Annotated in this window: 7 protein-coding genes; all 7 read right to left on the bottom strand. The window is 72.2% G+C overall.

Annotation, left to right across the window (positions count from 1 at the left end):
• The 7 genes from ACQEVC_RS39475 to ACQEVC_RS39505 all read right to left on the bottom strand — a co-directional run bounded on the left by ACQEVC_RS39475 (position 1) and on the right by ACQEVC_RS39505 (position 22,006).
• On the bottom strand, positions 1-11,046 hold the full coding sequence (locus ACQEVC_RS39475; protein WP_432888653.1) for an amino acid adenylation domain-containing protein: 11,046 nt from the start codon (positions 11,044-11,046) through the stop codon (positions 1-3).
• A complete protein-coding gene (locus tag ACQEVC_RS39480; RefSeq protein ID WP_432888655.1) occupies positions 11,043-16,169 on the bottom strand; it encodes an amino acid adenylation domain-containing protein in 5,127 nt (1,708 codons plus the stop codon). Before ACQEVC_RS39480 ends, ACQEVC_RS39475 begins: the two co-directional genes overlap by 4 nt.
• A gap of 29 nt (positions 16,170-16,198) precedes the next feature.
• Positions 16,199-16,414, bottom strand: coding sequence for an MbtH family protein (locus ACQEVC_RS39485; RefSeq protein WP_101365415.1), 216 nt, complete (start codon positions 16,412-16,414; stop codon positions 16,199-16,201).
• Positions 16,415-16,455: 41 nt separating this feature from the next.
• The gene (gene sbnB / locus ACQEVC_RS39490; protein ID WP_432888658.1) at positions 16,456-17,472 is read right to left on the bottom strand and encodes a 2,3-diaminopropionate biosynthesis protein SbnB; all 1,017 of its coding nucleotides are present in this window, start codon (positions 17,470-17,472) and stop codon (positions 16,456-16,458) included.
• Complete coding sequence (gene sbnA / locus ACQEVC_RS39495; protein ID WP_432891962.1) at positions 17,472-18,455, bottom strand: 2,3-diaminopropionate biosynthesis protein SbnA; 984 nt, start codon at positions 18,453-18,455, stop codon at positions 17,472-17,474. The genes sbnB and sbnA overlap by 1 nt, the downstream gene beginning before the upstream one ends.
• 330 nt (positions 18,456-18,785) lie before the next feature.
• Positions 18,786-21,278 carry an FtsX-like permease family protein gene (locus ACQEVC_RS39500; RefSeq protein WP_432888660.1) on the bottom strand — a complete coding sequence of 831 codons (2,493 nt, stop codon included), beginning with the start codon at positions 21,276-21,278 and terminating at the stop codon, positions 18,786-18,788.
• Complete coding sequence (locus ACQEVC_RS39505; RefSeq protein ID WP_318401235.1) at positions 21,272-22,006, bottom strand: ABC transporter ATP-binding protein; 735 nt, start codon at positions 22,004-22,006, stop codon at positions 21,272-21,274. The genes ACQEVC_RS39500 and ACQEVC_RS39505 overlap by 7 nt, the downstream gene beginning before the upstream one ends.
• Between the last annotated feature and the right edge of the window lie 173 nt (positions 22,007-22,179).

Here is a 22,179-nt window from a genome sequence, read left to right on the forward strand (position 1 = left end):
TCACCACTCCACGGTCGTGTCGTTCCAGTCGGTCAACACCGTGTCCAGCTCCCCCGCCGGCACGTACGTCACCCGGGCGTCGCCGTCGGCACCGGCGGCCATCGACTCCAGCACCGCCCGGTACATCGCCACCACCCGCTCGGCGTTCTCCGGGGTCAGCGCGGAGCGCCGGACCCGCAGCATCAGGTGCCCGGGGCCGGTCGACACCGCGAGCGCGAACTCGTTGGCGGCGTCGCCCGCACCGGCCCGCACGTCGACGCGATCCGTGTCGACCTGGTGGAAGTCCTGATAGCTGAACATCACCTCGATGAGCTGCCGACCGCCGACCTGGCGCTGGATCGCCGGCATCGGATAGCGCCGGTGCGGCCAGAGCTCGACCTCGCGGTCGAAGACCTGCCGGACCAGGTCGCCCCAGGTGCCGGCCGTCCGGTCGTGTGCGAACGGCAGCGTGTTGAGGTACATCCCGTACACCTTGTCGGCGCCGTCGACCTCGGGTCGGGCGCTGCACACCAGCCCGGTGAAGAACGCCGGCTCGTCGGTGAGCTGGCTCATCACCTTCAGGTGCGCCGCGTGCAGCACCGCCTTCAACGACGTACGGGTCGCCGTGGCCAGCGCCCGCAGGCCCGGCTCCAGGTCAGGGAACCCGACCGGGATCCGGAAGCTGCCGGCGTCGTCGGCGGCGCCGCCCCAGCCGGCCGGCATGGTGAACCGAGCGTGCCGGGTGACGATCCCCTGCCAGTAGTCGCGGTCCACGGCCGACCCGAGCGAGTCGAGTTCGGCGGCGATGAAGTCCGCGTACCGGACCTCGGGCGCGGTGACCGGGTCGGGGGTCTTGCCGGCGGCGAGCTGCCGGTAGAGGTCGAGCACCTCCATCAGCAGCGACTGCTGGCTCCAGCCCTCGGTGATCGCGTGGCACTGGGTGAAGCCGAGCCGCCAGGCGTCGTCGCCCTCCACGAAGCCGGCCATCCGGAGCAGCGGCGGGCTGGCCAGGTCGAACAGGTTCGCCCGTTCCCGGGCGATCAGGTTGTGCAGGGCCTGTTCCCGGCCCCGGTCGTCCAGGTGCCGTACGTCGCACACCTCGACCGGCATCTCGGCGGTGCCGTGCACGAGCTGCATCGGCACCGAGTACGTGGTCAGGTCGAACGAGGTCCGCAGCAGCTCGTGCCGCTGCACGACGATCCGGGCCGCCTCGCGCAGCGCCTCCGGCTGGAAGGGCTGCTCGTCACGGATTCGGAAGAAGCTGGTGTTGTGGTAGCGGTTGCCACCCACCCCGCCGAGCATCTCGACGACCATGCCGAGCTGTACCTGCGACAGCGGGTACGCGTCGACCACCCCGGCCGGCAGCTCGGCCCGGTCCTGCTCGGAGACCAGGGCGAACGGCGCCACCGGACCGGCCTCGGCCGGCTGGTCGGCGGCCGACTGGCCGGCCAGCTTCTCGGCGAGTTCGGCGACGGTGCGGTACTGGAACACGTCCCGGACCGCCACCTCGAACCCGGCCGCCCGCAACTTCCCGACCAACGCCACCGCCCGAATCGAATGCCCACCCAGATCGAAGAAACTCTCCGTCACCCCAACCCGATCCAGGCCCAGCACCTCCCGCCACACCCCAGCAATCCGCTCCTCCACCCCGGTACGCGGCCCCACAAACACCGGACCCGCATCCACCGCAGCAGCATCCGGATCCGGCAACGCCCGACGATCCACCTTCCCATTCGCATTCAACGGCAGAGCATCCAACGACACGAACCCCGCCGGCACCATGTACTCCGGCAACCGCGTCGAGACATGCGCAGCCAACCCGGCCACGTCCAACTCACCGCCGCCCGGCACGCAGTACGCCACCAGACGCCTGTCCGACGCCGCACCCACCGCCACCACCACCGCATCCCGAACCGCCGGTTGCTCCAACAACACCGACCGGATCTCACCCAACTCGATCCGATAACCATGCACCTTCACCTGGTCATCCACCCGACCGACGAACTCCACATCACCGGTCGGCAACACCCGCACCAGATCACCCGTGCGGTACAGCCGAGCACCCGGAACAGACCCGAACGCATCCGGCACGAACCGCTCCGCCGTCAACTCCGGACGATTCACATAACCCCGAGCCACCCCAACCCCACCGACATACAACTCACCCAACACACCGATCGGAACCGGCGACAGATCCACATCCAGCACGTACATCGCCATCCCCGGCAACGGACGGCCGATCGGGACGACCTCGGAGTCGGGTGTGCGGGTGACGGGGTAGACGCAGGTGCCGACGGAGGCTTCGGTCGGCCCGTACTCGTTGACCAGGCGGCCGTCGCCGAGGATCCGGCGCCAGTTCTCGGCGACCGGGCCGGGCAGGGCCTCGCCGGCCACCACCACGACCTCGGCCAGCGCGGCGAGCTGGGCGTCCTCGGCCTGCTGGCCGATGATCTCCAGGTGGCCGGGGGTCAGCTTCAGGAAGCTGAACGGCCCGGCGGCCACCAACTCCCGACCCAGATCCGCCATGTCCAGATCCGGAGCCGCCAACCACACCCGCTGACCCGACACCAACGGCGCCCACACATTCGGCACCACCAGGTCGAACGCCACCGACGAGAACAACGCCGAACCACCCGCACCACGACCAGCCAACTCCCGCGCCGCCCACGACACATGGTTGACCAACCCACGATGCGACACCGCCACACCCTTCGGCCGACCCGTCGACCCCGACGTGAAGATCACGTACGCCAGCCGGTCGAGGTCGGCGGGTTCGGCGATCGGGGTCGCCGGACGGTTGCCGATCTCCAGGCGCTCGGTGTCGACGAGGACGCAGTCCAGTGCCGGGTCGAACCGGTCCGCGTGCCGGGACCGGGTGACCACCACCCGGGCACCGGCGTCGGCGAGCATCGTGTTCACCCGGTCGGCCGGGAACGACGGGTCCAGCGGCACGTACGCGCCACCGGTCTTCCAGACCGCCAGGAAGGTGGCGATCAGGTCCGGTCCCCGGTCCAGCAGCACCCCGACCAGGGACTCCGGCCCCACGCCCCGGGACCGCAGGTGCCGGGCCAGCCGGTTCGCCCGGGCGTCCAGCTCCGCGTAGTCGAGTTCCAGTTCGCCGAGTGCCACCGCGGTCCGCTCCGGGTGCGCGGCGGCCACGTCGGCAACCAGCTCCGGCACGGTACGGGTCGGCGCCGTGGCGGGGTTGACGGCGTACTCGCCGAGCAGCCGCTCCCGCTCGTCCGCCGGCAGGTGGTTGTCCCGGGCGTCGCCGCCGGCACCGGTTGCCGCCATCGCCGCCAGCACCGCCCGGTACATCGCGCCCAGTCGGGTCGCGTCCGGCCGGCTCAGCATGTGGGTGTCGGCGGTCAGCACCAGGCTGCCGGTCATCGCGGCGACGGCCAGGCCGAACTCGGTGGCCCCCTCGCCGAGGCCGGACTCCACGTCGACCAGTTCGGTGTCGACCGCGTCGAAGTCCTGGTAGCTGAACCGCACGTCCAGCAGGCGCTGGCCGTCGGCCAGCTCACGCTGGATCGCCGGCATCGGATAGCGCCGGTGCGGCCAGAGTTCGACCTCGCGGTCGAAGACCTGCCGGACCAGCTCACCCCAGGTCGCCGCTCCCCGCCGGTGGGCGAAGGGCAGGGTGTTCAGATACATCCCGTAGACCCGGTCGGCGCCGTCGACCTCGGGTCGGGCGCTGCACACCAGCCCGGTGTAGAAGGCCGGCTCGTCGGTGAGCTGGCTCATCACCTTCAGGTGCGCCGCGTGCAGCACCGCCTTCAACGACGTACGGGTCGCCGTGGCCAGCGCCCGCAGCTCCGGCTCCAGGTCGCGGACCGGCACGGTGACCGAGTACGGCTCCCGGGGCGTCGCCGGGTCGGCGGCCCAGCCGGTCGGCAGCGACAGCCGGGTGTACCCGTCCACGATGCCGCGCCAGTAGTCGCGGTCCTCCGTCGACTCCAGCGAGTCGAGTTCGGCGGCGATGAAGTCCGCGTACCGGACCGCCGGGCGGGTCGCCGGTGCCGGTGCTCCGCCGGCCCGGATCTGCTGGTACAGCTCCAGCAGCTCGGTCAGCATCGCCCGGTGGCTCCACCCCTCGGTGATCGGGTGCGAGACCGTGACGGACATCCACCACGCCTCGTCGCTCTCCTCGTGCACGGCGAACCGCAGCAGCGGAGCCACCCCGAGGTCGAACAGCTCGGCCCGTTCCGCCGCGGTGAACTCCCGGATCGCCTGCTTCCGCCCGGCGGCGTCGAGCTGCCGGATGTCGCGTACCGCGATCGGGATCTCGGCGGTGCCGTGCACGAGCTGCATCGGCACCGCGTACGTGGTCAGGTCGAACGAGGTCCGCAGCAGCTCGTGCCGCTGCACCACGATCCGGGCCGCCTCGCGCAGCGCGTCCGGCCCGAACGGCTGCTCGGTGCGCAGCCGGAACGAGGTGACGTTGTGGTACGCGTGCAGGTCGCTGTCGGCCAGCATCTCGACGACCATGCCGAGCTGTACCTGCGACAGCGGGTACGCGTCGACCACCCCGGCCGGCAGCTCGGCCCGGTCCTGCTCGGAGATCAGCGCGAACGGCGCCACGGTCGGCCCGTCGACGGTCGTACCGGTCGCCTCCGGCACCGGGCCGGCCAGCTTCTCGGCGAGTTCGGCGACGGTGCGGTACTGGAACACGTCCCGGACCGCCACCTCGAACCCGGCCGCCCGCAACTTCCCGACCAACGCCACCGCCCGAATCGAATGCCCACCCAGATCGAAGAAACTCTCCGTCACCCCAACCCGATCCAGGCCCAGCACCTCCCGCCACACCCCAGCAATCCGCTCCTCCACCCCGGTACGCGGCCCCACAAACACCGGACCCGCATCCACCGCAGCAGCATCCGGATCCGGCAACGCCCGACGATCCACCTTCCCATTCGCATTCAACGGCAGAGCATCCAACGACACGAACCCCGCCGGCACCATGTACTCCGGCAACCGCGTCGAGACATGCGCAGCCAACCCGGCCACGTCCAACTCACCGTCGGCCGACACGCAGTACGCCACCAGACGCCTGTCCGACGCCGCACCCACCGCCACCACCACCGCATCGCGGACCGCATCATGCTCCAGCAGCACCGACCGGACCTCACCCAACTCGATCCGATACCCGTGCACCTTCACCTGGTCGTCCACCCGACCAACAAACTCCACATCACCGGTCGGCAACACCCGCACCAGATCACCGGTCCGGTACAACCGGGACCCGGCAACAGCACCGAACGGGTCCGGCACGAACCGCTCCGCCGTCAACTCCGGCCGATTCACATAACCCCGAGCCACACCGATGCCACCGACATACAACTCACCCAACACACCCACCGGAACCGGCGACAAATCAACGTCCAGGACGTACATCGCCATCCCCGGCAACGGACGGCCGATCGGCAGTACGTCGGCGGTCTGCGGGCCCTGCACCGGGTAGACGCAGGTGCCGACGGACGCCTCGGTCGGCCCGTACTCGTTGACCAGTTCCGCATCGGGGGCGCACTCGCGCCAGCGCTCCAGGGTGTGCCGGCCGAACGCCTCGCCGGCCACCACCGTGATCCCGGCGAGCCCGCTGGCCTCGCCCGGGGCGAGCTGGTGCGCCAGCACCTCCAGGTGGCCGGGGGTCAGCTTCAGGAAGCTGAACGGGCCCGCCGCCAGCAGTTCGGGGCCGAGATCCGCCATGTCCAGATCCGGAGCCGCCAACCACACCCGCTGACCCGACACCAACGGCGCCCACAGGTTCGGCACCACCAGGTCGAACGCCACCGACGAGAACAACGCCGAACCACCCGCACCACGACCAGCCAACTCCCGCGCCGCCCACGACACATGGTTGACCAACCCACGATGCGACACCGCCACACCCTTCGGCCGACCCGTCGACCCCGACGTGAAGATCACGTACGCCAGCCGGTCAAGATCGGTCGGGACCGAGAGCGGCGTCGCGGGCTGGTCCGCGATGGTCGGCGCGTCCCGGTCGACCAGGACCCGCACCGGGACGTCCGGGAACCGGTCCGCGTAGCCGGAGCCGGTCACCACCACCCGGGCACCGGCGTCGGCGAGCATGTCGGCGAGCCGGTCGGCCGGGTGAGCCGGGTCGAGCGGCACGTACGCGCCGCCGGCCTTCCAGACCGCCAGCATCGAGACGAGCAGTTCCGGGCCCCGGTCCAGCAGCACCCCGACGACCGACTCCGGCACCACGCCGCAGGCGCGCAGGTGCCGGGAGAGCCGGTTCGCCCGGGCGTCCAGTTCGGCGTAGCTGAGCTGCTGGCCGGCGCACTCGACCGCCACCGTGTGCGGATTGGCCGACATCTGCGCGACGAACCGCTCCGGCACGGCCGGTCCGGCCGGCTCGGCGGTGGTGCGGTTCCACTCGACCACCAGCCGCTGCCGCTCCTCGTCGGCGATGAAGGTGCCCCGGGCGTCGCCGTTCGGGTCCGCCGCCATCGCCTCCAGCACCGCCCGGTACATGGCGCCCATCCGGTCGCCGTTGGCCCGACTCAGCACCCGGGGGTTGACCGCCATCGTCACGTAGCCGAGCCGGACCGCCACGGCAAGCGGGAACTCGGTCGGGCTGTCGTCGATGCTGGCCATGTAGTCGACCAGATCCCGGTCGACCTGGTCGAAGTCGTGGTAGCTGAACCGGACGTCCATCAGCCGCTGGCCGTCGCCGAACTCGCGCTGGATCTCCGGCATCGGGAACCGGCGGCGCGGCCAGATCTCCATCTCCCGGGCGTACGTCCGCTGGACCAGCTCAAGCCAGGTCCGGGCTCCCCGGTCGTAGCCGAACGGCAGGCTGTTCAGGTACATCCCGTAGACCCGGTCGGCGCCGACCTCCTCGGGCCGGCCGTGCAGCACCAGGCCGGTCAGGAACGACTCCTCGGCGGTGAGCTGACTCATCACCTTCAGGTGCGCGGCGAGCAGCACCGTCTTCAGTGACGCCTTCGCCCGGCTGGCCAGCTTGCGCAGGTCGGACTCCAGGTCGTGGAACGGCACCCCGAGCATCAGCGACTCGCGCGGCGCGTCCTCGTCGCCCCAGCCGGTCGGCAGGGTGAACCGGGCGTACCGGCCGACGATGTCCCGCCAGTAGTCCCGGTCGTCCGCCGAGGCCAGCGAGCGCAGTTCGGCGCCGATGAAGTCGGCGAACCGCACCGGCGGTGCCTCGACCGGGGCCGGGGTGCCGCCGTCCCGGATCTCCCGGTAGAGGTCCAGCACCTCCATCAGCAGCGAGTGGTGGCTCCAGCCCTCGATGATCGCGTGGCACTCGGTGACCGACAGCCACCAGGTCTTGTCGTCGCAGACGTGCGCGTAGAGCCGCATCAGGGTCGGCTGGGCCAGGTCGAATACGTCGGCCCGCTCCACCGCGGTGAACTCCCGCAGCGACCGGTCCAGCTCGGCGGCGTCCAGGTGCCGCAGGTCCCGCTCCCCGACCGGCATCTCGGCGGTCGGGTACACCACCTGCATCGGCACCGAGTACGTGGTCAGGTCGATCGCGGTACGCAGCACCTCGTGCCGCTCGACCACGATCCGGGCTGCCTCGCGCAGCGCGTCCAGCGCGAACGGCCGCTCGTCGCGGATCCGGAACGAGGTGACGTTGTGGTACGCGTGCAGTTCCCCGTCGGAGAGCATCTCCACCACCATGCCGGCCTGCACCCGGGACAGCGGGTACGCGTCGACCGCGCCGGTCGGTACCTTCGCCCGGTCCTCGGCGGAGAGCAGCTCGAACGGCGCCACCGGGCGCTCCGTAGCGGCCGGCGCCGACCGGCCGTCGAGGATCCCGCACAGCTCGGCGACGGTACGGTGCGCGAAGACGTCCCGGACGGAGACGTCCAGTCCGATCGCCCGCAGCTCGCCGACCAGGGCGACCGCCCGGATCGAGTGGCCGCCGAGGTCGAAGAAGCTGTCGTGCACGCCGACCCGCTCGACCCCGAGCACGTCCCGCCAGATCGCCGCCACCCGCTCCTCCACGGGGGTACGCGGGGCCACGTAGACCTGCTCGCCGGAGAGTGCGGCGCGGTCCGGTGCGGGCAGCGCGCGGCGGTCGAGCTTGCCGTTGGCGGTCAGCGGAATCCGGTCCAGTGGCACGAACGCGGCCGGCACCATGTATTCCGGCAGGCCCCGGGCGAGGAACTCGCGCAGCTCGGCCGGGCTCGGCACCTGGTCGCCCTCGGGCACCAGGTAGCCGACCAGCCGCTTGTCGCCGGGGATGTCCTCCCGGACCACCACCACCGCGTCCCGGACCCCGGGGTGCGCGGCGAGCACGGTCTCGATCTCGCCCAGCTCGACCCGGTAGCCCCGGATCTGCACCTGGTCGTCGATCCGGCCCAGGAAGTCCAGCCCACCGTCGGGCCGGCGCCTCGCCAGGTCACCACTGCGGTACATCCGGGCACCCGGCTCGACCGCGAACGGGTCCGGCACGAACCGCTGCGCGGTCAACTCCGGCCGCTTGAGGTAGCCCCGGGCCACGCCGGGACCACCGACGTGGATCTCGCCGGGCACCCCGACCGGGACCAGGTTGCCGTACTGGTCGAGGAGGTAGATCCGCAGGTCGCCGAGGGGGTACCCGACCGGGTTGCCGGGGTCGGTGATGTCCTGCGGGCGTACCTGGTGGAAGCTGGAGTGCACCGTCGTCTCGGTGATGCCGTACATGTTGAGCAGGGCCGGGCGGTCCAGGCCGAACCGGTCGGTCCAGGGCGCCAGCTCGGCCATCTCCAGCTTCTCGCCGGCGAAGACCACGGCCCGCAGCTCCAGGGCGGCGAGCCGGGGATCGTCGTCCCGGGCGAACCCGACCAGGCTGCGGAACGCCGACGGGGTCTGGTTGAGCACCGTGACCCGTTCCCGGACCAGCAACTCCAGGAACTCGTCCGGTACCCGGGTCACCTCGCGCGGCACCACCACCAGGCGGCCGCCGTAGAGCAGCGCGCCCCAGAGTTCCCAGACGGAGACGTCGAAGGCGTACGAGTGGAACAGCGGCCAGACGTCGGCGGCGGAGAACCGGTAGTGGGTCTCGCCGACGGTCAGCAGCCGGAGCACGTTGGCGTGGGTCAGGCAGACGCCCTTCGGCCGCCCCGTCGACCCCGACGTGTAGATCACGTAGATCAGGTTCTCCGGGCCGGAGAGCGGGACCGGGTTCTCCGCCGGCAGTCCCGACAGGTCCTCCTCGTCCAGGTTGACCACGGCACCGGCGGAGAAGCCGGCGACCGTCCCGGCCAGCGACGACTGCGTCACGATCACCGACGCGCCCGCGTCACCGACCATGAAGCCGAGCCGGTCCACCGGCTGCGCCGGGTCCAGCGGCAGGTACGCCGCACCGGACTTCAGCACGCCGAGCAGGGTCGGCACCAGGTCGATGCCCCGCTCCAGGCAGACCCCGACCAGGGACTCCGGCCCCGCGCCGAGCGCGCGGAGCCGGTGCGCCAGCCGGTTCGCCCGGGCGTTCACCTCGGCGTACGTCAGCTCGGTGCCCTCGAAGGCCACCGCGACGGCGTCCGGCGCGGTCGCCACCCGCTCCTCGAAGACCTGGTGCACGGTCCGGGTCGGCGGCACCGCGTCGATCCGGAACGGGTCGGCGACCCCGGTGACCTCGGCCCGCTCGGCGTCGTCCAGCAGGTCGACCGCGGAAAGCGCCCGACCCGGATCGGCGACGGCGGCCTGCAGCAGCCGGACCAGGTGCCCACCCATCCGCCGCATGGTGGACCCGTCGAAGAGCGCGGTCGCGTACTCCAGGTGGGCCCGCAGCCCACCGTCGGCGCCCTCCTGGATCTGGAGCGTCACGTCGAAGCGGGAGACCTGGGAGAGCGCGTCCAGCGGGGAGACCGCCAGCCCCGGCATCGCGTACCCGCCGGCGCCCGACTCGTGCATGGTGAAGGCGACCTGGAACAGCGGGGTACGGGACATGTCCCGCTCCGGCTGGAGCTCGTCGACGAGCTGCCCGAACGGCACCTCCTGGTGGTCGAAGGCGGCCAGCACGGTCTGCCGGTTGGCGGCCAGCAGCTCGCCGAAGGTGATGTCGGAGTCCCACCGGGCCCGCATCACCAGGCTGTTGATGCCGTAGCCGATCAGCCGGGACAGCTCGGGCCGGTTGCGCCCGGACACCACCGTGCCGACCGGGATGTCGGTGCCGCCGGTGTACCGGGACAGCAGCGCCTGGTAGCCGGTGAGCAGCACCATGAACAGGGTCGCGTCGTGCCGCTGGGCAAGGTCGCGGAGCTGGCCGCCGAGCCCGGCGGGCAGCTCCACCTCGACCACCGCGCCGGCCCAGTCCCGGGTCGCCGGCCGGGGCCGGTCCGCCGGCAGGTCCAGCGGCGGCACCCCGGCGAGCTGCCGCCGCCAGTAGTCCAGGTGCCGCTGGTGCTCCGCCTCCGACCGGTTCCGCTCCCAGGCGGCGTAGTCGGCGTACTGCACCGGCAGCGGGGCGAGGGTGCTGGGGCGGCCGGCAAGCGCGGCCGCGTACAGCTCGCTGAGTTCCTCGGCGAAGACCCCGACCGACCAGGCGTCACAGGCGACGTGGTGGAAGACCACGACCAGCAGGTGGTCGTCGTCGGCCAGCCGGACCAGCCGGGCCCGTACCGGCCACTGGGTGGCCAGGTCGAACGGGATCGACGGCTCCTCGGCGGCCCGCTCGAAGCCGCGGCGCTCCCGCTCCGCCTCGGGCAGGTCGGTCAGGTCCGACACCGCCAGCCGCACCGGACCGGCCGGGTCGATCACCTGGATCGGCTCGCCCGCGACCAGCGCGTACCGGGTACGCAGGATCTCGTGCCGGCCGACCAGCTCGGTCAGCGCCCGGCGCAGTGCGGCGGAGTCCAGCGGGCCGCGCAGCCGCAGCGCGAGCGGCACCAGGTACTCCCAGCTACCCGGGTCCAGCCGGCTCAGGAACCACATCTGCTGCTGCCCGAAGGAGAGCGGCAGCGGGCCGTTCCGGTCCACCCGGGTCAGCGCCGCGCGACGGGCGCCGCGCAGCCGCCCGGCGAGCCGGGCCCGCAGCAGTTCCTCCCGGGCCGCCTCGACACTGCGCTCGATCGTGCCCTCGCCCGTGCTCATCCTTTTTGCTCCTTCAGCAACGCCAGGCCGGCCAGCAGGTCGGATTCGGAAAGCTCGTCGATCTCGGCGCGGATCCGCTCCTCGACCGCCTCGGCGATCCGCGCGATCGTGGGCCGCTCGAAGACGGTCCGGACCGGAAGGTCGATCTCGAACTCCTCCTGGATCCGGGAGGCCAGCCGGACCGCGAGGATCGAGTGGCCGCCGACGGTGAAGAAGTTCGTCTGGGTACCGGCGTCGACGTCGAGCAGCTCGGCCCAGATCTCGGCGATCCGCTCCTCGACCGGGCCCTGCGGCGCGACGTGGCCCGCCGCGTCCAGCTCGGCGACGGTCCGGGCCGGGGTCGGCAGCGCGCGACGGTCGAGCTTGCCGTTGGCGGTGAGCGGAATCTTCGTCAGCGGCACGAACACGCCCGGCACCATGTAGTCGGGCAGCCGGCTGCCGCAGTGGCCGGCCAGCTCGGGGACGACCGGCGGGTTGTCGGCATCGGGTACGTAGTAGGCGACGATCCGGGGCTGGCCCGGCTCCGGCTCGTCGGTCAGCACCACCGCGTCCCGGACGCCCGGGCTCGCGGCGAGCACAGTCTTGATCTCGCCCAGCTCGACCCGGTAGCCCCGGATCTGCACCTGGTCGTCGATCCGGCCCAGGAAGTCCAGCCCACCGTCGGGCCGGCGCCTCGCCAGGTCACCACTGCGGTACATCCGGGCACCCGGCTCGACCGCGAACGGGTCCGGCACGAACCGCTGCGCGGTCAACTCCGGCCGCTTGAGGTAGCCCCGGGCCACCGACGGGCCGCCGACGTGGATCTCGCCGGGCACCCCGACCGGGACCAGGTTGCCGTAGCCGTCCAGCAGGTAGATCCGGGAGTCGCTCAGCGGATAGCCGATCGGGTTGCCGGATCCGGTGATGTCCTGCGGGCGCACCAGGTGATAGGTGGAGTGCACCGTCGTCTCGGTGATGCCGTACATGTTGACCAGCGCCGTCCGGTCACCGAACCGGGCCACCCAGGGCGCCAGCTCGGCCATCTCCAGCTTCTCGCCGGCGAAGACCACCGTACGCAGCGACAGCCGGTCCAGCCAGGGGTTGCCGTCCCGGGCGAATCCGACCATGGCGCGGAACGCCGACGGGGTTTGGCTGAGCACCGTCACCCGCTCCCGGACCAGCAGCTCCAGGAACTCGTCCGGCAGCCGGGTCACCTCGCGCGGCACCACCACCAGCCGGCCCCCGTAGCCCAGTGCGCCCCAGAGTTCCCAGACGGAGACGTCGAAGGCGTACGAGTGGAACAGCGTCCACACGTCGTCGGCGGAGAAGCCGAACCGCGGATGGGTGGTGCTGAACAGCCGGAGCACGTTGGCGTGGGTCAGGCAGACCCCCTTCGGCCGCCCGGTCGACCCCGACGTGTAGATCACGTAGATCAGGTCGTCGGGGCGGGAGACCGGCGTCGGGTTCTCCACCGGCTGCCCCGACAGGTCCTCCTGGTCGAGCACCAGCAGGTCGCCGTCGAAGAACCCGGAGACCGTCTCCACCAGCGACGCCTGCGTCACGACCACCGGGGCGCCCGCGTCACCGACCATGAAGCCGAGCCGGTCCACCGGCTGCGCCGGATCCAGCGGCAGGTACGCCGCACCGGACTTCAGCACCCCGATCAGGGTCGGCACCAGGTCGAGGCCCCGCTCCAGACAGACCCCGACCAGCGAGCCGGACCCGATCCCGGAGGCGCGCAGCCGGTGCGCCAGCCGGTTCGCCCGGGCGTTCACCTCGGCGTACGTCAACGAGACGTCCTGGAAGGTCACCGCCACCGCGTCCGGGGCGAGCAGCACCCGCTCCTCGAAGACCTGGTGCAGGCAGCGGTCCGGGATACCGGTACGGAACGGGTCGCTCCGGCCGGTGCCGATCACCTCGTCGACCGGGTCGAGGAAGTCCACCGCGCCGAGCCGCAGCTCCGGGTCGGCGGTGACCGCCTGGAGCAGCCGGACCAGGTGCCCGCCCATCCGGTCCACGGTGGAGCGGTCGAAGAGCGCGGTCGCGTACTCCAGGGCGCCGAGCATCGTGCCGTCTTCCTGGACCCGGATGAAGAGCGTCAGGTCGGTCTTGGCGATCTGCCACGCCTCGGTGAACGCGGCCAGGTCGTCGGCCCGCACCGCACCGCCGGTCAGCCCCTCGTCGTGCAGGTCGAACGCGACCTGGAACAGCGGGGTACGGGACATGTCCCGGTCCGGCTGGAGGTCGTCGACGAGCTGCTCGAACGGCAGCGTCTGGTGCGCGAACGCGGCCCGGCAGACCTCCCGGGTCGCCTCCAGCGCCTCGCCGAACCGCATTCCCGCGGCCAGGTTCGGCCGCAGCACCAGCGAGTTGAGGAAGAACCCGACCATGTCCTCCAGCTCGGGCCGGTTGCGGCCGGCCACCGGGGTGCCGACGGCGACGTCCCAGCGGCCGGCGTACCGGGCGAGCAGCGTGCTGAACGCGGCCAGCATCGTCATGTACGGCGAGGCGCCGTACCGCCGGCCCAGGTCGCGGATCGCGGCGGCCAGCTCGGTCGGGATGGTGAACGGGGCGAGCGCGCCCTTGGGATCGCGGCGGGCCGGTCGGGGCCGGTCGGTCGGCAGGTCCAGCGGCCCGAGCCCGTCGAGGGTCTTCCGCCAGTACGCCAGCTCGGCCGCCAGCACCTCCTCGGTCAGCCAGCCCTGCTGCCAGCTCGCGAAGTCCGGGTACTGGACCGGCTGCTCCGGCAGTTCCGGGGCACGTCCGGCAACCGTCGCCGCGCAGAGTTCCCGCAGCTCCCGCTCCAGCACCACCGACGACCAGCCGTCGCAGGCGATGTGGTGCAGGGTGAGCAGCAGTACCGACTCGCCCGCCGGGGCACGGCCGGAGGTGGCCGGAATCCGCACCGAGGTCGGCGGGGTGGGCGTCGGCGTGCCCGGGAAGCGGACCAGCAGCGCCCGCCAGACCGGGCCGGTGGCCAGGTTGAAGCCGCGCTCGAACTCGCCCCGGAACACCGTCTCCAGGTCGGCGGAGTCGGCCTCGACCACCCGCAGCTCGACCGGCCCCGGTGCGTCGATCACCTGGCGCGGCTCGCCGTCGTCCTCGACGTAGCGGGTACGGAGGATCTCGTGCCGCCCGGCCAGCGTGTCCAACGCCCGCCGGACGGTGCTCTGGTCGACCTCGGGGCCGAGCCGGACGAAGAGCGGGGCGACCCACTCGGTGTTGCCCGGCTCCAGCCGGTCCAGGAACCAGAGCCGGCGCTGCCCGAAGGAGAGCGGCAGCGGCCCGGTCCGGGACACCGGGACCATCGGCGGTCCGTCGTCGGACGGCACCGCGATCAGCTTCGCCTGCTGTTCCACGGTGGGCGCGGCGAAGAGGCCGCGCAGGGCGACCTTGCTGCCGGAGGCCGCCCGGAGCTGGTTGGCGAGCCGGGTGAGCAGCAGCGAGGAGCCGCCGAGCGAGAAGAAGTCGTCGTGCGCGCCGACCCGGTCCACCTTGAGCAGTTCCGCCCAGGAGCGGGCGACCAGCCGCTCGGCGGCGGTACGCGGCGCCACGTACGGCGGGCGGCCGTCCTCGGCCGCGGCGTCCGGCGCCGGCAGCGCGGCCCGGTCCACCTTGCCGCTGCTGTTGAGCGGGAACTCCGGCAGGGCCACGAAGGCGGCCGGGACCATCGGGTCGGGCAGCCGGTCCCGCAGGAAGGTACGCAGCCGGTCGGCGGCCGGCACCCGCTCCCCGGTGACGTACCCGACGAGCCGCTTGCCGCCCTCGGCGGTCTCCACCGCCAGCACCACGGCGGCGCTGACGTCCGGGTGGGCGACCAGCGCCGACTCCACCTCACCGGGCTCGATCCGGACCCCGTTCACCTTGACCTGGTGGTCGAGCCGCCCGATGTACTCCAGGGTGGCGTCGGCCCGCCACCGCACCAGGTCGCCGGTGCGGTAGAGCCGGGACCCGGGCGGCCCGTACGGGTCCGGGACGAACTTCTCGGCGGTCAGGTCCGGCCGGCCGAGGTAGCCCCGGGCCACCCCGACCCCGCCGGCGTGCAGTTCACCGGCGACCCCGACCGGCACCGGGTCACCGTTCGGGTCGAGTACCAGTACCCGCAGGTTGGCCAGCGGCCGGCCGATCGGCACCGGGCCGGTCGGCAGCGCCGGGTCGTACGGGTGCGCGGTCACGTCGATGGCGCACTCGGTCGGCCCGTACGTGTTCCAGAGGGTGACCTTGAGCCCGTCGGTGAGCCGGCGGCACAGCTCGGCGTGCAGGGGCTCGCCGGCCGAGAAGAGCAGCCGCAGCGAGGTGCAGTCCCGCCAGCCCGGATCGTCGGCGACCAGCCGGAGCACCGACGGCACGCCCTGGAAGACGGTGACGCCGTACCGGCTGATCGCCCGGACCAGCGCCGCCGGGTCGCGCTCGGCGCCGACCGGGGCGAGCGCCACGGTGCCGCCGCTGACCAGCGGGGCGAAGAACTCCCAGCAGGCCGCGTCGAAGGTGAGCGCGGTCTTCTGCAACACCCGGTCGGCCGGGCCGAGGCCGTGCTGCCGCACCGCCCAGTCGACCCGGTTGGCGATCGCCGCGTGGCTGATCATCACGCCCTTGGGCCGGCCGGTGGAACCCGAGGTGTAGATCGCGTAGGCGAGGTCGTCCCCGGTCGCCGGGTTGACCGGCGCCTCGTCGGGCAGCCCGGCCAGCTCGGCCGAGATGTCGTCGAGGCGGACCACCCGGGCGCCGGTGCCGGCCACCAGGTCGGCGTGAGCCGATCCGGTCAGCACGATCCCGGCGCCGGTGTCGGTCAGCACCCAGGTCGCCCAGTCCCGAGGGTGGTCCGGAGTCAGCGGTACGTAGCCGGCACCCGCCTTCCAGACGCCGAGCAGCGCGACGACCAGGTCCACGTCGCGGGGCAGGCAGACCCCGACCAGCGTGTCGGGCCCGGCACCGAGGCCACGCAGGTACCGGGCCAGCCGGTTGGCCCGGCGGTCCAGTTCGGCGTACGTCACCTCGACGTCGCCGGCCAGCACGGCGACCGCGTCGGGCGTGGCCGCCACCTGGCGGGCGACCAGCGCCGGCAGGATGTTGGCGGACCCGGCGACGGTCGCCGGCCCGCTGGAGTCGCCGACCAGGTCAGTCCGGCTTCGATCGGGGTTCATCGGTGCTCCTCACCTTGTCGCGGGGGCGGTCAGCTCTGCGCCGCCGCCATCCGCTGGCGCAGGCTCAGCGGGCGCATGTCGGTCCAGACCTCGCCGATCCGGGCGAGGCAGTCGGCACGTGGGCCCTCGGTGCCCTCGGCGTGCCAGCCCGCCGGCAGATCCCGGTCGGCGGGCCAGATGGAGTACTGCTCCTCGTCGTTGCGGACCACCCGGTACACCCGGTCGTCGGTCTGCTCGTCAGCCATCGGAACTCCTTGTGGTTGTCGGTACTCCGGCCGGGGCCGGATCACCTGGGATTCGCGGTGCCGCCGGTGGCGGGCAGGAAGTCGTCGACGCGGATGCCGAGGCCCCGCTCGACGGCGGCGGCCCGGACGAACTCCGCGAGGGCGATGTCCAGGGCGCCGAGGCCGAACGGCGAGAAGACCACCGTCCGGTCGGGATCGCGGCGGAAGCCGCCGGTGCCGCGCAGGATCTGGCCGATCGGCGCGTCGATGAAGTCCCGGTGCCCCACCTGCTGCTCGGTGAGGTGCAGCGAGGTCTGCTCCCGGCACACGTGGTCGGCGTCGTCGACCACGTTCTGACTGGCCAGGATCGTCGCCGGGGTCAGGTCGCGCAGCGAGACGTGCAGCACGAGGGTGCCGGGCCGGGCCGGGCCGAGGTCGAGGTGCGGCTCGGCCGCCGTGGTGGCGATCGAGACCAGGTCGTGCGCCGCGACGGCCCGGCCGGCGTCGGCGGCCAGCGTGACGTGCAGGGTCGGCGAGAGGTCGGCGCAGTTGCGGGCGAACGCGGCCGCCCGGGTGCAGTCGTTGTCGAAGAGGGTCACCTCGGTCAGCGTCGGCAGCGCGGCGAGCAGGAAGCGCAGCACCTCCAGGTTGATCACGCCGCAGCCGATCAGGGCCACCCCGCTCGGGCCCGGCTCGCGGACCAGCAGCCGGGCGGCGAGCGCGGCACTGGCCGCGGTCCGCTTGGCCGAGATCACCGAGCCTTCGAGCAGCGCCGTCGGCTGCCCGGTCTCCAGGTCGTTGATCAGAATGCTGGCGCTGGCCCGGGCCAGCCCGGTCGTGATGTTCCCCGGCCAGGAGGCGATCCACTTCATCCCGGCGGCCGGTGAGTTCCCGCCGACGTACGCGGGCAGCCCGATGATCCGGTTGCGGGGCTGGTCGGGAAAGCGGAGGAATATCGAGTGCGGCACCGTGGTGGCACCCTCGTCGTGCAACTTGTACGCCTCGCCGACCAACTCGATCAACGCGAGTTCGCGCTCGGCCAGGATCTGTTGCACGTCGTCATGTCGAAGGATCAGCATCAGGCCTGATCACCACCGGCAGCTTCCTTCCAGAGGTGCGAAACCTCACCGAAGCGGTTCCGTACCCAGTCGTCGGAGTAGATCGTGTCAAGGTAGCGGTCGCCACCGTCGGGGAAGATGAGCACGCATCTCGCGTCCTCGGGAATACTCCGGCTGCGCCGCTCCAGGGCCGCGACGGTGGCCCCGGAGGAACCGCCGGCCAGGATCGCCTCCCGGGCGGTGAGCCGGCGGCAGGCGGCGACGCACTCGAGGTCGGTCACGTGGATGACCTCGTCGGCGGCGTCCGGGTCGAAGAGTCCCGGCCGCAGCGACGCGCCGTGCCCGGGGAGGAGCCGCTCGATCGGCTGCTGCCCGTCGAAGATCATGCTGCCGACCGCGTCGACCGCGACGATCTTCGTGGTCAACCCGTGCTCGCGGACGTAGTCCGCACAGCCGCGCAGGGTGCCGCAGGAGCTGACCGCGCAGAACAGGTAGTCGACGGAACCGTCGAGCGCCTCCACGATCTCGCCCATGGTCTGCCGGTGCGCGATCGGGTTGAGCGGGTTCGCGTACTGGTTGGGCCAGAACGCGTGCGGGGTGTTCGACACCAGTTCGCGGACCCGGCGTACCCGCACCGGCAGGTACTCGCCGCTGTCCGGGTCGGGCCGGTTCACCACCTCGACCGACGCCTGGTACGCCCGCAGTATCGCGATGTTCTGTTCGGTCGTCTTGGCGTCCACCACACAGACGAACCGGAGCCCGAAATACCGGCAGATCTGGGCGAGCCCGACCGCCAGATTTCCCGAGCTGGACTCGACCACCACCGATCGGCCCGGCTGGAGTTCGCCGCTGCGAATTTTCTCCAGCAGCATGCTCAGCGCGGTCCGGTCCTTGACGCTGCCGCCGGGATTGAACCGCTCCAGCTTCGCGAACACCTTAATTCGTGAATCGGGTATCAGGCGTTCGAGTTCCACCAGAGGCGTGTTCCCGACGGCCGCGAGGATGCCCTTCAGTGCAGGTGGTGAACCTTTTTCAACCTCCCCTTGAGGTTGGTCGTGGCCGCCGGTGAAGGCCGGCGTGCAGGCGCCGTGCTCTCCAGGTCGTAAAAGGTCCATTGGCACGGCTTTCCCTTCGCGGGTCAGTTACGTTCCCGGGAAACGTCACCGCCAGGTGCCGTTCCCACGGTTGGCGCCGGCCTGCTTTCTCGGCTCCTTGACATCCTGCGACCCGCGGCTATACCAGCCCCATATCGAAACTATCTTCGAAAACGAGCCGGGCTCCGCCGCCCCGAAAAGTCGGGGACGGCGGAGCCCGGTGGGCCCGATGTGGGCGGGTTATTCGCGTACGCCGGCCAGCTCCACCGCGCGGGACCGGAACGCGAGCCGGACCGGCACCACGGCACCGAGCACGGCCAGCGCGGCGCTGATCACCGCGATCAGGACGACCGTGCCCCACGGCACGCTGACCGGGGTGGCCCCGACGAGCTGCCCCAGGGCGAGCCGCAGCCCGGCCAGGTTCACCGCCGACGCCCCCACCGCGAGCAGTACGCCGACCCCGGCCACCAGCAGCGACTCGGCGGCGAAGACCCGGAGCACCTGTCGCGGGGTGGCCCCGGCCAGCCGCAGGATCGCCAGGTCCCGGAGCCGGTCCGAGGTCGCCATCACCAGCGTGTTGACGATGGCGATGAAGCAGAAGACGATCGCGATGCCGAGCACCAGCACCATGCCCAGCGTGCTTGCCTGGCTGTTCTCGCTGCTCTCCTCGCCGAGCCAGTCCTCGGCCGGGACCGCGCGGGCACCCAGCCCGGCCGTGGCGCTGGCCAGGGCCGACCGGACGGTCGCCGGGTCGGTGCCCTCCTGCAGCGAGACGTAGATCCGGCGGGCCAGGCCGGTGAAGGCGTACTTGGCGGTGCCGGCGTACTTCGTGCTCAGGTAGGCGACGTCGTTGCTGCCCGAGGTGGTGTTGAGCACCGCCACCACACGCAGCGGCACCGTGCTGCCGTCGGCCATGAAGACCTCGACGGTCTCGCCGACCCCGACTCCCCAGTCGTCGTTGACGATGATGGTGTCGTCGCGCAGCTCCGCCGGGGAGCCCTCGTCGACCGGCAGGGTCAGGGTATTGGACAGCGCCGCCGGGTCGACGGCCAGCGCCTCGTAGTCGGCCAGCCGGGCGTCGTCCCGGGCGTACACCATGGTCGGCAGCGCGGCGACCACGTCGACGCCGGGGATCGCCCGGACCCGCTCGGTGACCGCCTCGTTGACCCCGGGCGTGCCGTCCGGGGTCACCACGAAGTCGGCGGTCACCTGGTTGCGCCGGCCGCTGTCCTTGGCCCGGTCGATGGTGGCGGCCGCGCCGAGCAGCGAGATGGAGAGCCCGACGGTGAGCAGCACCGGCGCGGCGGTGGCCGCGGTACGCCGCACCGCGGTCAGCGCGCTCTCCCGGACCAGCATCCCGGCGGCGCCGCCGAGCCGGCCGAGCGGCCAGGTGATCAACCGGGCGATCGGCTTGACCACCACCGGGGCGAGCAGCGCGAAGGCGAGGATCGGCAACATCAGCACCCCGATGTACCGGGTCGGCACCATCACCATGCCCGGGTTCACCACCGCCACCCAGCCGATGGTGACCAGGCCGAAGGCCAGCGCCATCAGCCCGTAGAGCCACCGGCCGGAGGTCATGGTGCGGGAGTCCACGGCGGCGTCCCGGAGCGCCTCGATCGGGCGTACGTCGCCGGCCCGGCGGGACGCCGCCCAGACCCCGGCCAGCGCCACCCCCAGCCCCACGCCGAAGGCGATCAGCAACGGCACCCAGACCGCCGGCCCGGTGGAGAACTCGACGGTGAACCACGGCGGGGCGAGCCCCAGGTCGACCATTCCGCTGGCCAGCAGCGGCGCGGCGCCCAGCCCGAGCGCGCAGCCGGCGACCGCCGAGGTGAGCCCGACCACGAACGCCTCGGCCAGCACCATCCGGCGTACCTGCCGGGGCGTGGCGCCGACCGTGCGGAGCAGGGCGATCTCCCGGCGCCGCTGGGCGACCGCGAAGGCGAAGGTCGAGGCGACCAGGAAGACCGAGACGAAGCCGGCGACCACGGCGGTGATCGGCAGCAGCGTCTGGGTGTTGTCGATCGCCTCCCGGTCGGCGTTGTAGCTCGGGTCCAGCACGTTGCGCCGCTCTCCGGTGAGCACCTCGGCGTCCCCGCCGACGGCCTGCCGCACCGCCTCCGATGCCCCGTAGGAGACCAGCGCCTCGACCCGGGGCGAGAGCCGGGCCGCCTCGGCCTCGGTGAAGAAGACCGCGGACTCGAAGTCGGCCGGCGCCGTCACCCCGGCGACCGTGTAGTCGCGCGGCCCGCCCGTGCTGAAGACGGTGACCCGCTCGCCCGGTCCGGCACCGCCGCTCGGCACCACGACCTCGTTGTCGGCCTGCGGCGGCCGGCCGGCGGCCAGCGAGTACGGGGCGAACTCGGCGCTGGACCAGCCGTGCCCGACCTGGTCGTCGGGGCCGCCGGAGAGCTGGGCGTAGAAGCTGCGGACCGGGACGGTGCGACCCAGCGCGCCGACCTCGGCGGCCAGCGCGTCGGAGATGCCCCGGGCCTGGATCAGCGAACGGCTGCCCGGGTCGTGCCGAGCCGGATCCCACTCCGGGTCGAGCGCGGCGACCACCACCGGGGCAGCGGCGAACCGCTGTGGCGCCCGCTCGGGCAGCCCCAGGGTGGCGCCGATCTCCAGCCCCATCGCGGCGATCATGCCGGCGCCCAGGGTCAGCGCGACGAACGTACCGACGAAGGCGGCCCAGCGCACCCGCAGCGTCTGCAACGCGATGCTCAGCACGCGCCGACCTCCATGCGCGTCATCCGGGCGGCGATCGCCTCCGCCGTCGGGTTGACCAGCTCACCGGCGAGCGCACCGTCGGCGAGGAAGACCACCCGGTCCGCGTTGGCGGCGGTCACCGGGTCGTGCGTCACCATCACGATGGTCTGCCCGTGCCGGTCGACCAGGCCGCGCAGCAGCGCCAGCACCTCCCGGCTGGTGCTGGTGTCCAGCGCACCGGTCGGCTCGTCCGCGAAGAGCACCGCCGGCTTCGTCACCAGGGCGCGGGCGATCGCGACCCGCTGCTGCTGGCCGCCGGAGAGCTGCGCCGGCCGGTGCCCACCCCGGTTGCCGAGCCCCACCTCGGCGAGTACCTCCGCCACCTCGGACCGGCTCGGCTTGCGGCCGGCCAGCCGCAGCGGCAGCGCCACGTTCTGCTCGGCGGTCAGCGACGGCAGCAGGTTGAATGCCTGGAAGACGAAGCCGATCTTGTCTCGCCGGAGCAGGGTCAGCGCGGTCTCGCTCAGCCCGGTCAGGTCGGTGCCGCCGATCACCACCCGGCCGCCGGTCGGCCGGTCCAGCCCCGCCGCGCACTGCAACAGGGTCGACTTGCCCGAGCCGGACGGCCCCATGATCGCGGTGAAGCTTCCGGCCCGGAGGTCGAGCGACACGTCTCTCAGGGCGGTCACCGCGTTCTGACCCGAACCGTACGTCTTGCTCAGCGACTCCAGCCGCACAGCCTGCTCCATAGCGAGCATCCAATCACTGATCGTTAGATCGACACATGAGATACCACCCTGAGAACCCCCGGACCGGCGACCCTGAGGTGTCCCGGGTTTCGGGCGGTTCCCTGGGCCGCTGAACCTTCTTCGACCGCCCTTGCGGCCGGACGCAGTACGCGAGCGCCGCGCGGTTCAGGTTG

It is taken from the genome of Plantactinospora sp. CA-294935 (genome assembly GCF_050936445.1).
GTDB lineage: Bacteria > Actinomycetota > Actinomycetes > Mycobacteriales > Micromonosporaceae > Plantactinospora.